Here is a 12,093-nt window from a genome sequence, read left to right as displayed (position 1 = left end):
TCCGAAGGGCCTGGGGCTATTGCGAGGGTGCGGGCATGGGAGCCGGCGACGGAGCCGGTGCGGGGGTCGGAGCCGGTGCCGCCGTGGCGGTGGAGCCGCTGGGGGTCACCGAGCGCGCCGTATCGCCGCCGGGCGTCGCGCGCCCCGTGCTTTCGCTGCCGATGAAGCCGTGTTGCTGTTCGTTGCTCTTCGAGGTGGCGGTCACGGACCCGGCCCGGTAGTCGTTGACGGTGGTGACGGTCCGCGCCGGGTCGCGGCTGGTTTCCGGGCGGGCCTGCAGAAGATCGCGGGGGTTTTCCACCATCAAGCCCAGGTTGCGCTGCACCGAGCACCCCCAGTCGGGCATCGGGAGATTGTTGGGATTGAAGGAGATGTTCAGCGACACCTTGCCGCAGTTGGGGACGTCCACCGTGCTGCCCGTGAAGCTGAGGACGACGACCGGCGAGCCGCCGTCGTCGCCTGTCCCCTCCGTGGCCAGGGCGATCTCCTCGCCGCGCAGGCCGGCCCGTAGCAGAAGCCCCCGCGCCCCGTCCATCCAGGCCCCGGTCTCGTAGCCGCCCTGGCCGCCCAGGGCCTGCACCCGGATAGAACCACGGCCGCGCGCCCGGAAGTGGTCGACGAAGCGGTGCAGGCGCAACTGGTCCTCGATGGCCATGCCTTCGGCGGAAACCGGAGTCTTCAGGGTCAAGCGCACAGTTTCGTCCCGAACCACCAGGGGATGGCTCACCTGGTAGTCGGTTCCGGTATTCGGTTCGGCGCAGGCTGCCAGGGCGAGGGGAACGGTGGCCAGCAGAATCCATGTCCTCATGGCGAGGCCTCCATGATGTAGCCGTAGGGGCCCTCCAGGGTGATGGGCATGCGGCCGAAGGGGACGGGCCCTTCCCGATTGAATTCGCGATGCAGGCGGCCCAGCAGGTAGAGGTCGATGTCCGAAGGCGGGAGGTAGGAATCGGTGGGCATGGACATGGCCGCCGGGTCGTTGACCTGGCTGGCCAGGTAGGCGGTGACCAGGACTACCAGTTCGACCTGGGTGTTGGTGTAGTCCGAACTACGGAACAGGGAACCCAGGCCGGGCACGTCCTTGAGCAGCGGCACGCCGTTGATGTTGCTCGATGTCTCGTCGCGCAGCAGGCCGGAAATCATCAGGCTGCCGCCGCTGGACAGGTCGATGACAGTCTCCGTGCGCTTGGTCTTGGTGCCGTTGACCACGAAATTGGCGTTGAACTGGACGCGGTTGTTGGTGTCGATCTCGCTGACCTCCGAGGCGACCTGGAGATTGATCCGCCCGTCGTCCATCACCAGCGGGGTGAAGTTCAGCTTGATACCCGTCGTACGGAAAGCGTAGGTGATGTTGCCGTTTTCGTCCATGGCGCTGGGATAAGGCGTCTCGCCGCCCGACAGGAAATTGGCGGTCTCGCCGGACAGGGCGACCAGGGTAGGTTCCGCCAAGGTCCGCACCAAGCCTTCCTGTTCCAACGCCGAGAAGGAGGCGTTGCTGAACCCGAACAGACGCAAGGCGACCGACCCGGCGCCGACCGCGGTCTTGCCCGCGATCATCGATGTGGTCGATGACAGGGAGACGGCCCGCCCGTTGATCGTTCGGGTGAAGCGAGAACTGGTGGCCAGATCCTTGACGACGGCGCGTGACATTTCGGCCACCCGCACCTTGAGGATGACCTGCTGGCTGCCCTTGACCTGCAGCATGTTGACCAGTTCCGTGCCGGCCGGCAGGAACCGGGTCGCCAAGTCGACGACCTGGGAAGCGGCGCGCGGAGACCGGACGCTTCCAGTCATGAAGATGGCACCCTGGTAGGGGGCGACCTCGATCTGTTCGTTGGGCATGACCTTGGCCAGGGCGCTCTTGAGCGCGGCCGTGTCCACGTCCACCCGGACCTCGGTCTGGAAGATCACTTGGCCTTGGCGGTCAAGGGCCATCAGGTTGGTCGATCCCATGCTGCGGGCCAGGATCAGAAGCTGGGTGGGGCGGGCCGAGTCGATATGGACGTCGGCAATGCCCTCGTTGATCATCATCACGTTGCTGGCCGCGGTGGGGAGATCGACGATTCGGGCCTTGTTGAAGGGAACGGTCAGTACGCCGTTCTCGGGAACGGCGCGGGGAATGTCGGTTCCCGCTCCCGCGCGAGCGGCAAGGGGCGCCGCGGAGACACCGGGAACGGGCATGGCGCGCGGTGTCGGCGCTAGCGCACCGGGCCGGGCCGGGGGGGGCGAGATCTCCGACTGAGGAAAATGGCGACTCGGCACCTCCTGGGCGGTGGCGACGTTCCATGCCGCCAGCAGGGCCAGTCCGCAAAGGGCGATGGACATCGACGGGCGCGTCATCGCCCCACCTCCTGGGTTGCCTTGGCGGCGCCCCGGAAAATGGTAACGGCGGGAGCGGACGGGCGGGAGGCCCGCGGCCGGTCATCCTTCATCAAGGCCGCCGCTGCTTCCTCGCGGCGCCGGGCCTCTTCGTCGCGCTTGGCCGCCGCCTGACCGCTCAGGAAGGTGCTGACTTCCACGTCGGTAGTATAGCTCCGGTCGCCTTCCGCGTCCCCGGCCGCCGCCGCGTCGGCAAGCGGTCGCAAGGACAGGGACAGACGCCCCAGGGATGTCGCGACGCCCAACACCTGGGCTTCGCGCGGGGTCAATTCCAGGGTCACCGTGGGGACGACCTTGGCTTGGGTCTCGAAACCGTCCACCTGTTGGCCGATGCCCAACACCCGCCGATTTACCAGGATGGTTTCGGTGGTCCAAGTCAGGACGTCCCGACTCGCGGGTTCGACCTCGCTCCGGCCTTGCCGTTGCCCTCCCGCTGTCTGGGCCGCCAAGTTGTGGGTCAACAGGACATCCACGCGGTCGCCCGGAAATACGAAGCCGCCGGCGCCATTCTCCTCGCTGACCCGCAAGGTGCCGGCCCGCATGCCGGGAGTCAACATGCCGGCCAGGAATCCGGGGTCCTCGCGGCGGAACAGCTTATCGGCCACCACCGGTTCGCCCGACGCGATGGGAAAGCGGACCAGGGCGCCGATATAGGGTTGCATCAACTCCCTTTCGTCATCGGGCTGGCCGCCCTCAAGGCGTACCAGGTATTCGGGCCGCAGGGCTTCGTCGACCCAGGCCTGCCAGACCAAGTCTTCGCCTCGCACCGTTTCACCCGTGGTCATGTTGCGAGTCGCCACCAGGACCGACTTCTTCGGGACCGACTTTTCCTTCTCGAGCTGCTCGATGGCCTCGGGGGTGCGGAAGCTCTTGATCAAGTACGTGCTGACCGCGGCGACGCCCAAGGCGAGAACCAGGATGCCGACGATGAGAACCTTCATGAACTCTCGACCCCATCGCAAACCGCGCCCCCGGACAACCCGGCGGCCCGATCTCAATCACCCCGACGCTCCACCAGCCCTCCGGACACGAATCGCCTTCCGCTCGGGAAGGGGAGCGGAGAGTAGGAACCAATCTTCCAAACAATCCATTACAGATCAACCGATTTCTGAGATTCGCCGGTTTCCCGATGCTGCCGCGGAACGTATGATGAGGCGAGGTGTTCGGAGTAAAAGACGATGGCATGGCGACGGGTTGCAGGATTGGGAGGGGCGGTGTTGGCCCTGGCGGTTCTGGGAAGCTGCGTTTCCGGATCGGGGGAGGGGCGGGGAAGTGCCGTCTCGGAAGCCTTGCGTGCGGCGGCGGTCGAGGCGCGGGACCAGAAGGACTACGCGACGGCGGCCGAACAGTACGGCAAGATATTCGAGCGCGACGCCGCGGATCGCGACGCCGCGGTCGGCTATCTGGACAGTCTTCGCCGAATCGGCGCCTGGGACGAGGCGCGGACGGCACTGGCCAGAGGGCGGGAGGCCCTTGGCGACGATTCGGCCTTCCTGGTCGCGGCGGCCAAGATCCAATTGGCGGAGGGACAGGCGGCCCAGGCCCTGGCCGACCTCGACAGGGCCCGGGGCAAGGCTCCGCGCAACTGGGAAATCTATTCCCTGACAGGAATCGCCTACGATGCCCTGAACAACTCCGCGGCTGCCCAGGCCGCCTACAAGGCGGGTTTGGAGATGGCCCCCGGCAATCCGGTCATTCTCAACAACCAAGCTCTTTCCCTCGCCCAGTCGGGCCGGATCGATGAGGCGATTCGCATCCTGCAGGGGCTTCTCGACACGCGCCAGCGCGGTTCGCCGCAGATTCGCCAGAATCTGGCGATCCTGCACGGGTTCAAAGGGAACCTGAAGGAGTTCGAAGCCCTGGCGCGCGGGGATTTGCGCGAGGACATTCTCCAGCGGAACCTCGAAGTCTTTCGGGCGCTCCGGGCCGAGAAGGGCACCAAGGGCCCCTGAACTTGAATTGGTGGCGTTTGGCGCCGATAATCGCCGGCGACGGTTGGACGAGGGATCGATGCAGGCGGTCAGACCAAATCACCAGGCGGAAGCTGGCGTTCTGCGTTCCTTGCGAAACGTGGGGCTGTTGGAAGTCGTGCCGCGCGACATCCTGGCCGAGATCGAACGGTCGGCACGCTGGATCGACTTGGCGGCGAACCGGATCGTGATTGATCGCAACGAAGCGACCACCGATGTCTATTTCATCGTGCGGGGGAGGGTGCGCATCGTCGACTTCCTGGACGGGCGGCAGGAGGTCGTGCTGGCCGATTTGGGAAGCGGCGACAATTTCGGCGAACTTTCCGCCATCGACGGCAACCGCCGCTCGGCTCGGGTAATGACCAGCGAACCAACCCTGCTGGCGGCGCTGTCCGCGGCCCAGTTCAACGAACTCCTGCTTCGCTGCCCTGAGATGGCCACGTTGTTGCTGCGCCGTTTCGCAGGCCTTGTCCGGGCCATGAACGGCAAGGTGACCGCTCTCAGCAGCCTGACCGCCTACCAGAGAATCTACATGGAACTCCTGCGTCTGGCCCAGCCCAACCCCCAGGGCGACGGGACCTGGGTGATCCGATCCTGTCCCAACCACCAGGACTTGGCCTCGATCGTTGGGGTCGAGCGCGAGGAAGTGGGGAGCGCCATCGGTGAGCTGGCACGTGGGGAAATCGTCGAAAGAAAGCATAAGTCACTGATTATACGAGATTATCCTCGGCTGCAGCTTCTGGCCAGTATGTGATTCGGGTCGTGGTGCGCCGGCTCGGGATGGGATAGGATCTATGGCCATGAGTAAAACGGTGACACGACTGGCGGGCGAGGTTCGGCGGCTGTTCCGAAGCGTGAACGGGGCGACATCGATCGAATATGCCCTGATCGCCGCCGGGATCGTGATCGCGATCGTGGTCGCGATCACCAACTATGTCGACAAGGTGGGCAACATGTACAACAACATCACCAACGCCACTTGATCGTTGGGCGCGAGGCGACCGAATTCCCGATGTACCTGGACTTCTTCGGCATCCAGACCAAGCCTTTCGCCATCGTTCCCGACGAGCGGTTCTTCTATCTGACCGCCAAGCACCGGGAAGCCTTGGCGCATCTGCTCTACGGAATCCGCGACGGCAGCGGATTCGTCATGCTGACCGGCGAAGTGGGGACCGGCAAAACCATGGTCTGCCGCTGCCTGCTGGCCGAGATGCCGGCCGACATCGAGGTCGCCCTATGCCTCAACCCCAAGCTGACCGACCTGGAACTGCTGGCGGTCATCTGCGACGAGTTGCGCGTCGCCTATCCCCAACCGCCCAACAGCCGCAAGGAGCTTGTCGACCGCATCAACGCACACCTGCTGGAATCTTACGGCCAGGGAAGGCGCGTGGTGCTGATCATCGACGAGGCGCAAGACCTCGAACCCGCGGTGCTGGAGCAGGTCCGCCTGCTCACCAACCTGGAAACCGCCTCGACCAAGCTTTTGCAGATCGTCCTGGTCGGCCAGCACGAATTGCTGGAAATCCTGAGTCGCCAGGAGATGCGCCAGGTGGCGCAGCGGATTACCGCGCGCTACCACCTGATGCCCCTGACCCGCGACGAGACAGGGGGCTACATCCGCCACCGCCTCGAGGTCGCCGGCCTCTGGCCCGGGACCTTCAAGCCGGCTGCCGTGAAGGAGATATTCAAGGCTTCCGGCGGCGTACCGCGCTTGATCAACGTGATTTGCGACCGCTGCCTGCTTGGGGCCTACGCCAAGGGGGTCAAGGCCGTCGACGCCGGGATCGCGAGGGCGGCGGCCAGGGAGGTCCTGGGCAAGGACCGGGGCGGGCGCGGCCGCTCGCGGCTGGTGCATTGGATGGCTGCCGCTGCCGCCGGCGTCCTGGTTGCCGGGTTGGTCCTGGCCGATCCTCTGGGCCTCGGTTTGGCGCGTGGAGTCGAAAAGATCGGCCAGGCCCTGACCGGCGCGCCTTCTGGACCGGTACGGTAGCGGGGCCGCATGTCGTTCATCCTGGATGCTCTGAAGAAGTCGCAGAAGGAACGGGACACCGGCAATGCCCCGGCCCCCGTGTCGGCCGACCCCGCCAAGGCGGCGACTCCCACCGACGACGCGGGAGGGCGCAAGCGTCTGCTCGTTCTGGGTGGCGGGGTTGGGGCCGCGGTCCTGATTCTGGGCGGGGGGGCCGCTTTCTTCCTCATGGGCGGGGAAGCGCCGCCGCCACAGCCGCCGCAGGCGGTTGCCCAGCCCCAACCGTCCGAACCGGAAAAGGAGAAGGCCCCTGCGGCGCCGGCTCCGCCCGAGCCGACACCCGCCCCGGCCCCGGCCCCTGTTTCCGCTCCGCCGCCCGAACCGGCGCCCGCACCCGCGCCACCGCCGGCCGTGGCAAAGCCTCCCATTGCCATCACCCCGCCCTGGCTGCTTCCAGGGATGACACCACCCTTACCTCCGATGGCCGCTCCGGTCGACGTCGCCAAGTTGGAACCCAAGTTGCCGCCGCAGACCCTCGCCGCCCTCAAGGACGTCAAGGGACGGGAGGCGGAGGAAAAGCCCAAGTCCGCCGACGCCAAGCCCGGCGAAGTCCGCCAGCACCTCATCGAGGCTCGGCGCCTGGAGCGGGAAGGACGCTACGAACTGGCCATCGAACGATACGACCAGGCCATCTTCGCCGAATCCGGCAATGTCGAGGCCTACCTGGGGCGGGGGTGGAGTCGTATCGCCCTGGATCGCCTTGATGAGGCTATCGGCGATTTTTCTCAGGCGGCCCGCTTGGCGCCACGCAATGCCGATGCCTTCTTCGGCCGCGCCTGGGCCCGCGAACGTAAGGGGCTGGCCTTGCAGGCGCACGACGATTACGGCTCGGTGCTCCGGCTGTCGCCCGGGCATGGCGATGCCGCCATGGGGCGGGGAGTGCTATCCTTTCAGATGGGCCGCTTCGGCCAGGCTGGCGAGGACTTTGGCACCGCATTGCGCGGCAAGGACTCCCGCCTAGCTCCCTATGCCGCGCTATGGCTATACGTCAGCCGCGAACGCGGTGGGGCGAGAGGCATGGATACCCTGAAGGCCAATGCCGCGCGTTTCGATTTGGCGCAATGGCCGGGCCCGGTGGTCGAACACCTGGTGGGGCGCATCGATTCGGCAAGGCTTCTGGAATTGGCCGCCAAGGGGGGAGCGAAGGGCGGAAAGGAACGGGAATGCGTGGCCCGGTTCTATCTGGGACAGGCGGCTCTGATCTCCGGCCGCAAGGACGAGGCAATCGCCCATTTCCGCAAGGCCTTGGAGACCGAGGCCGGCGGGTTCCGTCAATTCTGGGCGGCGAAAACCGAACTTGAGAGGCTCGAAAAGGGAAAGTGAAATTGCCCTGGACGGCAAAAAGCCTTATAAGGCGGCCTGGGGCCGGATACAGGTTGGGGGACAACTGGGTTGGGGGCTGCGGTGAAGAAGGAATACCTTGAACTGACGCGGCTGATCGAACGGCTGCATCGGCGATTCCTCGACGTGCTGCGTGCCGATCTCAATCGGATCGGCATCAAGGACATCAACGGCGTCCAGGCCCTGCTGCTGGCCAATATCGGCGAGGAGGAGATCGTCATCCGCGATCTGGTGGAACGGGGCTACTACCAGGGCTCCAACGTGTCCTACAACATCAAGAAGCTGGTCGAGATGGGCTACCTGCAACAGGAACGCAGCCCGCACGACCGCCGTTCGGTGCGCATCAGCCTGACGGCCAAGGCGCAGACCGTGGTCAAGCACGTGCGCGAGTTGGAGGAACGCAACGCCCAGGCCCTGGCCGACCGCGACCTGGGCGGCAAGGAAATCGAATCCATCTGCGCCGCCATGCGCCGCATCGAGCGCATCTGGACCGACTATATCCACTACGGCAGTCTGTAGGTTCCCTCTACAGCACCACGAACTTGGCGACGAAGGCGGCGGCCAGGACCAGGACGGCGGTACCGGCTTCGCGCGTCCGGCCGGCCAGGATCTTGACCGCCGCATAGGTGATGAAGCCCAGGCCGATGCCGGTGGAAATCGAATAGGTCAGCGGAATGCCGAGTGCGGTGACCAGGGCGGGCGCCGCCTCGGTCATGTCCTGCCAGTCGATTTCCGCCAGGCCGCGCGCCATCAGGCAGGCGACGAAAAGCAGGGCCGGCGCCGTGGCGAAGGCGGGCACCATGCCGGCCAAGGGGGCGAAGAACAGGCAGAGCAGGAACAAGGCGCCCACCGCGACCGCGGTCAGGCCGGTGCGCCCGCCCGCCTGGATGCCCGAAGCGCTTTCGATGTAGCTGGTCACCGGCGAGGTGCCCAGAACGGCGCCCACGGTGGCCGCGCTGCTGTCGGCCAGCAGCGCCTTGCGCAGGCGGGGCAGCTTGCCGTCCTTGTCCAGCATGCCCGCTCGGTGGGCGACGCCGATCAGGGTCCCCGTGGTGTCGAAGACCTTGACGAACAGGAAGGCGAAGATCACCGGCAGGGTGGCCAGATCGAGGGCCCCCGCCAGGTCCATCTTCAGGAAGGTCGGGGCGAGGCTGGGTGGCAGCGACACCAGTCCCCGGTATTCGATCAGCCCGAAGGCCCAGCCAGCCGCGGTGACGCCCAGCACGGCGATCAGTACCGCCGCGGGAACTCCGCGGGCGCTCATGGACACCATGGCGATGAACCCGGCGATGGCCAGCAGCACCTTGGCATCGGACAGCTTGCCCAGCGCCACCAGGGTCACCGGATGGTCCACCACGATACCGGCGCCGGTCAGGCCGATCACCGCCAGGAACAGGCCGATGCCGGCGGAAATCGAAATTTTCAGTGACATCGGGATGCTGTCGATGATCCATTCGCGGACTGGCGCCAGGCTGATGGCGACGAACAGGATGCCGGACACGAAGACGGTCCCCAGCGCCACCTGCCAGGACAATCCCATGCCCAGCACCACGCCGAAGGTGAAATAGGCGTTGATCCCCATGCCGGGAGCCAGTCCGATGGGGTAGTTGGCATACAAGCCCATCACCAGGGTGCCGAAGGCGGCGCCCAAGCAGGTGGCGACGAAGACCGCGCCGGGGTCCATGCCCGCCTGGGACAGGATCTGCGGGTTGACGAACGCGATGTAGGCCATGGTCAGGAAGGTGGTCAGTCCGGCCATCAGTTCGGTTCGGACCGTGGTCCCGTTTTCCCGAAGGCGGAAGAATCGGTCGAGCATGGCGGGTCCTTCTGGCTGTCAGGCGGACGAATTATACCCTTCCCTCCGCCCCTTGTGGTAGACTGCCGACATGCGCTTGGGACTTTTCCTGTTGGCCCTGTCGATGGCGCTGCCGGCCTGGGCGGCGGACAAGACCACTCTTGTGGTGAGCCGCCAGGACTGCAAGCGCCTCGTCCGCCATCAGCCGGCGGCCAGTGCCGAGTACAATCCCGGTACCGATGTGCGCGGTCGCAAGGTCAAGCCGGCGGAAACCGACGATTCGCCCCGCCTCGATCTGCCCAAGGACGTTTCCTTCGACTTGAACTATGACTTGGCCGCCAAGTACGGCCTGTCCGCCCAGGGCATCAAGGCGGAACCGGCCTTGGGCAAGGTCACGGTCCAGGAAGGCGGGCGGGTGCTGTGGAACGGCAAGCCTCTGGGCAAGCCCGAAACGGCGGCCGTCGAGGACGCCTGTCGCAAGGCCTACGGCAAGCGCTGAATCAAGTCCTTGCGTAGACGTCGTCCAGGCGGACGATATCGTCTTCGCCCAGGTAGTCGCCGGACTGCACCTCGATGATGTGCAAAGGCTCCTCGCCCGGATTTTCCAGACGGTGGCGCACCCCGATGGGGATGTAGGTGGACTGGTTGTGCTCCAGCACCATCTCCTCGACGCCGTGGACGATGCGCGCGGTGCCGGAAACCACCACCCAGTGTTCGGCGCGATGGTCGTGGTACTGCAACGACAGCTTGGCGCCCGGATTGACGCAGATGCGCTTGACCTGGAACAGGGGGCCGGCATCCACGGTTTCGTACCAGCCCCAGGGCCGGTGGACCCGGACGTGGTTGATATGCTCGCCGCGACTTTTTTCCTCAAGGCCAGCGACCACGGCGCGCACGTCCTGGGCGCGGTCGCGCGGTGCCACCAGCACCGCGTCTTGGGTCACCACGACGACCATGTCCTCGACACCCAGGGCGGCCAGCATGGGACCTTCGCTACGCAGATAGCTTCCCGTCACGTCCTGCGCGAAGACGTCGCCGTGCACGACGTTGCCGGCGCTGTCCTGCTCGCCAAGCTCCCAAAGCGCCGACCATGACCCCACGTCGTTCCAGCCCAGGTCGGCGGGGACCACGGCGGCCCGGTCTGTCTTTTCCATCACCGCGACGTCGATGGACAGCGACGGGCTGTGGGCGAAGGCGTCGCCGTCCAGCCGGAAGAAGTCCAGGTCGCGCCGGCCCTTGGCGACCGCGGCCCGGCAGGAGTCCAGCAGAGCGGGCTGGAAGCGGCCCAGTTCCTCCAGGAAATCGCGGGCGCCGAACAGGAACATGCCGCTGTTCCAGGCATATTCGCCGGTCTTCAGGAAGCCTTCGGCCGTGGTCCGATCCGGCTTTTCGACGAAGCGGGAGACGGCGAAGCATCCCGGCAGGCCCGCCAAAGGGCCACCCCGCCGGATATAGCCGTAGCCGGTCTCGGGACCGGTGGGCTCGATGCCGAAGGTCACCAGATGGCCGGCCGCCGCGGCCGCGGCCGCGGCCTCGATGGCATCGCGGAAGCGCTGGCGCTGGCGGATCACGTGATCGGACGGCAGCAGCATGACCACCGCCTCCGGATCGTCCTGCTGTGCCATCAGGGCGGCCACCGCCGCCGCCGGGGCGGTGTTGCGGCCCTCCGGCTCCAGGACGATGCCGGCCGGCCGGATGCCCATGGCGCGCAGTTGCTCGGCGACGATGAAGCGGTGTTCGCCGTTACAGATCACCAAGGGGGCGACGAAGGGCGGATGGGACACGCGCCCGACGGTCTCCTGCAACATGGTTTCCTGGGAAACCAGGGGCAGAAGCTGTTTCGGATAGAGGGCCCGCGACAACGGCCAAAGCCGCGTCCCCGAACCGCCGGAAAGAATGACCGGATGGATGCGCATCGGGAATCTTATAGCCGGCCGCCGCGGCCAGGTCCATGCGCTATCGGTCCAGCGAGGCCAACATGGGGTAGGGGGGGCGAGGCGATGCCGATGTCTTGGTGCGCAACGTCCAGGCGTCGCGGATGCCGGCGGCTTCCAGGCGGTCTTCGACTGCCTCGCTTTCGGATGGTGCGACAGGGCCGACGACGACGCGGTAGGCCGCCTTGCCCTTGACTTCGGCAGCCAGGACCGCGGCCTTGAGGCCGGCATGGCGGCCGGCCAGGCGCTGGGCGCCGTCCTCGGCCACATGTTTCCCGTGTGGCTGAAATTCGAAGGCGGCAAGGGGGTGGCGACCTGGGTCGGCGTGCTGATCGGCATGCACTGGCCCGCAGCCCTCGTGTTCGCGCTCGTCTGGGCTGGCCTCGCCGCCTGGAAGCGGTATTCTTCATTGGCCGCGCTCACCGCGGTGGTTGCTGTTTTCATTTATTATTCTGTGTCCGGCCAGGCAGGCATGCTGTTCATTTTGATCATGACGATTTTGATCTTTGGAAAGCACACCGCCAACATCAAGCGCTTGCTCGCCGGCGAGGAGAGCAAGATAGGTGCGAAATCCTGACACGCCGGTTCCGCGGCAGGAGCGCCGCGAGCGCACCGAACGCCTGCTCCGCCGCCAGGCGGAAAAGC

Annotated in this window: 14 protein-coding genes; 8 read left to right on the top strand and 6 right to left on the bottom strand. The window is 66.2% G+C overall.

Annotated features, from left to right (window positions below; all coding sequences use genetic code 11):
• Positions 1 to 16 precede the first annotated feature (16 nt).
• The 3 genes from H7841_11670 to cpaB are packed head-to-tail and all read right to left on the bottom strand — an operon-like array spanning position 17 to position 3,320.
• Positions 17 to 808 (bottom strand): CpaD family pilus assembly protein, encoded by a 792-nt coding sequence (locus H7841_11670; GenBank protein ID MEO5337536.1) that lies wholly within the window; start codon positions 806 to 808, stop codon positions 17 to 19.
• Positions 805 to 2,340 (bottom strand): type II and III secretion system protein family protein, encoded by a 1,536-nt coding sequence (locus H7841_11665; GenBank protein ID MEO5337535.1) that lies wholly within the window; start codon positions 2,338 to 2,340, stop codon positions 805 to 807. The genes H7841_11670 and H7841_11665 overlap by 4 nt, the downstream gene beginning before the upstream one ends.
• Complete coding sequence (gene cpaB, locus H7841_11660) at positions 2,337 to 3,320, bottom strand: Flp pilus assembly protein CpaB (GenBank protein ID MEO5337534.1); 984 nt, start codon at positions 3,318 to 3,320, stop codon at positions 2,337 to 2,339. Before cpaB ends, H7841_11665 begins: the two co-directional genes overlap by 4 nt.
• A gap of 237 nt (positions 3,321 to 3,557) precedes the next feature.
• Here cpaB and H7841_11655 point away from each other — a divergent pair, with 237 nt between their 5' ends.
• The 6 genes from H7841_11655 (at position 3,558) to H7841_11630 (ending at position 8,238) form a co-directional block, all read left to right on the top strand.
• Positions 3,558 to 4,331, top strand: coding sequence for a tetratricopeptide repeat protein (locus H7841_11655; GenBank protein MEO5337533.1), 774 nt, complete (start codon positions 3,558 to 3,560; stop codon positions 4,329 to 4,331).
• Positions 4,332 to 4,389: 58 nt separating this feature from the next.
• On the top strand, positions 4,390 to 5,103 hold the full coding sequence (locus tag H7841_11650) for a Crp/Fnr family transcriptional regulator (GenBank protein MEO5337532.1): 714 nt from the start codon (positions 4,390 to 4,392) through the stop codon (positions 5,101 to 5,103).
• A gap of 46 nt (positions 5,104 to 5,149) precedes the next feature.
• Positions 5,150 to 5,332 (top strand): Flp family type IVb pilin, encoded by a 183-nt coding sequence (locus tag H7841_11645; GenBank protein ID MEO5337531.1) that lies wholly within the window; start codon positions 5,150 to 5,152, stop codon positions 5,330 to 5,332.
• A 29-nt stretch (positions 5,333 to 5,361) separates the two neighbouring features.
• Positions 5,362 to 6,339 carry an AAA family ATPase gene (locus H7841_11640; protein MEO5337530.1) on the top strand — a complete coding sequence of 326 codons (978 nt, stop codon included), beginning with the start codon at positions 5,362 to 5,364 and terminating at the stop codon, positions 6,337 to 6,339.
• 9 nt (positions 6,340 to 6,348) lie between these two features.
• Complete coding sequence (locus H7841_11635) at positions 6,349 to 7,701, top strand: tetratricopeptide repeat protein (GenBank protein MEO5337529.1); 1,353 nt, start codon at positions 6,349 to 6,351, stop codon at positions 7,699 to 7,701.
• 81 nt (positions 7,702 to 7,782) lie between these two features.
• Entirely contained in the window at positions 7,783 to 8,238 is a 456-nt protein-coding gene (locus tag H7841_11630) for a MarR family transcriptional regulator (protein ID MEO5337528.1), read from the top strand.
• Between the two features lie 7 nt (positions 8,239 to 8,245).
• Here H7841_11630 and H7841_11625 read toward each other — a convergent pair whose 3' ends face one another.
• Entirely contained in the window at positions 8,246 to 9,535 is a 1,290-nt protein-coding gene (locus H7841_11625) for an NCS2 family permease (GenBank protein MEO5337527.1), read from the bottom strand.
• Between the two features lie 70 nt (positions 9,536 to 9,605).
• Between H7841_11625 and H7841_11620 the strand changes: the two genes are divergently transcribed.
• Entirely contained in the window at positions 9,606 to 10,013 is a 408-nt protein-coding gene (locus H7841_11620; protein MEO5337526.1) for a hypothetical protein, read from the top strand.
• Position 10,014: 1 nt separating this feature from the next.
• On the opposite strand, the gene H7841_11615 is transcribed toward H7841_11620, so the two are convergent.
• Positions 10,015 to 11,430, bottom strand: coding sequence for a mannose-1-phosphate guanylyltransferase/mannose-6-phosphate isomerase (locus H7841_11615; GenBank protein MEO5337525.1), 1,416 nt, complete (start codon positions 11,428 to 11,430; stop codon positions 10,015 to 10,017).
• Positions 11,431 to 11,470: 40 nt separating this feature from the next.
• Positions 11,471 to 11,716: a hypothetical protein gene (locus tag H7841_11610; GenBank protein MEO5337524.1), complete on the bottom strand. Its 246-nt coding sequence runs from the start codon at positions 11,714 to 11,716 to the stop codon at positions 11,471 to 11,473.
• Between H7841_11610 and H7841_11605 the strand changes: the two genes are divergently transcribed.
• Positions 11,678 to 12,025: a glycerol-3-phosphate acyltransferase gene (locus H7841_11605; protein ID MEO5337523.1), complete on the top strand. Its 348-nt coding sequence runs from the start codon at positions 11,678 to 11,680 to the stop codon at positions 12,023 to 12,025. The genes H7841_11610 and H7841_11605 overlap by 39 nt on opposite strands.
• Positions 12,026 to 12,093 lie beyond the last annotated feature (68 nt).

This window comes from Magnetospirillum sp. WYHS-4 (assembly GCA_039908345.1).
Taxonomy (GTDB): Bacteria; Pseudomonadota; Alphaproteobacteria; order Rhodospirillales; family GLO-3; genus JAMOBD01.
The sequence above is the reverse complement of the archived record's forward strand: the minus strand, read 5'-3'. Positions and strand labels throughout refer to the sequence as shown.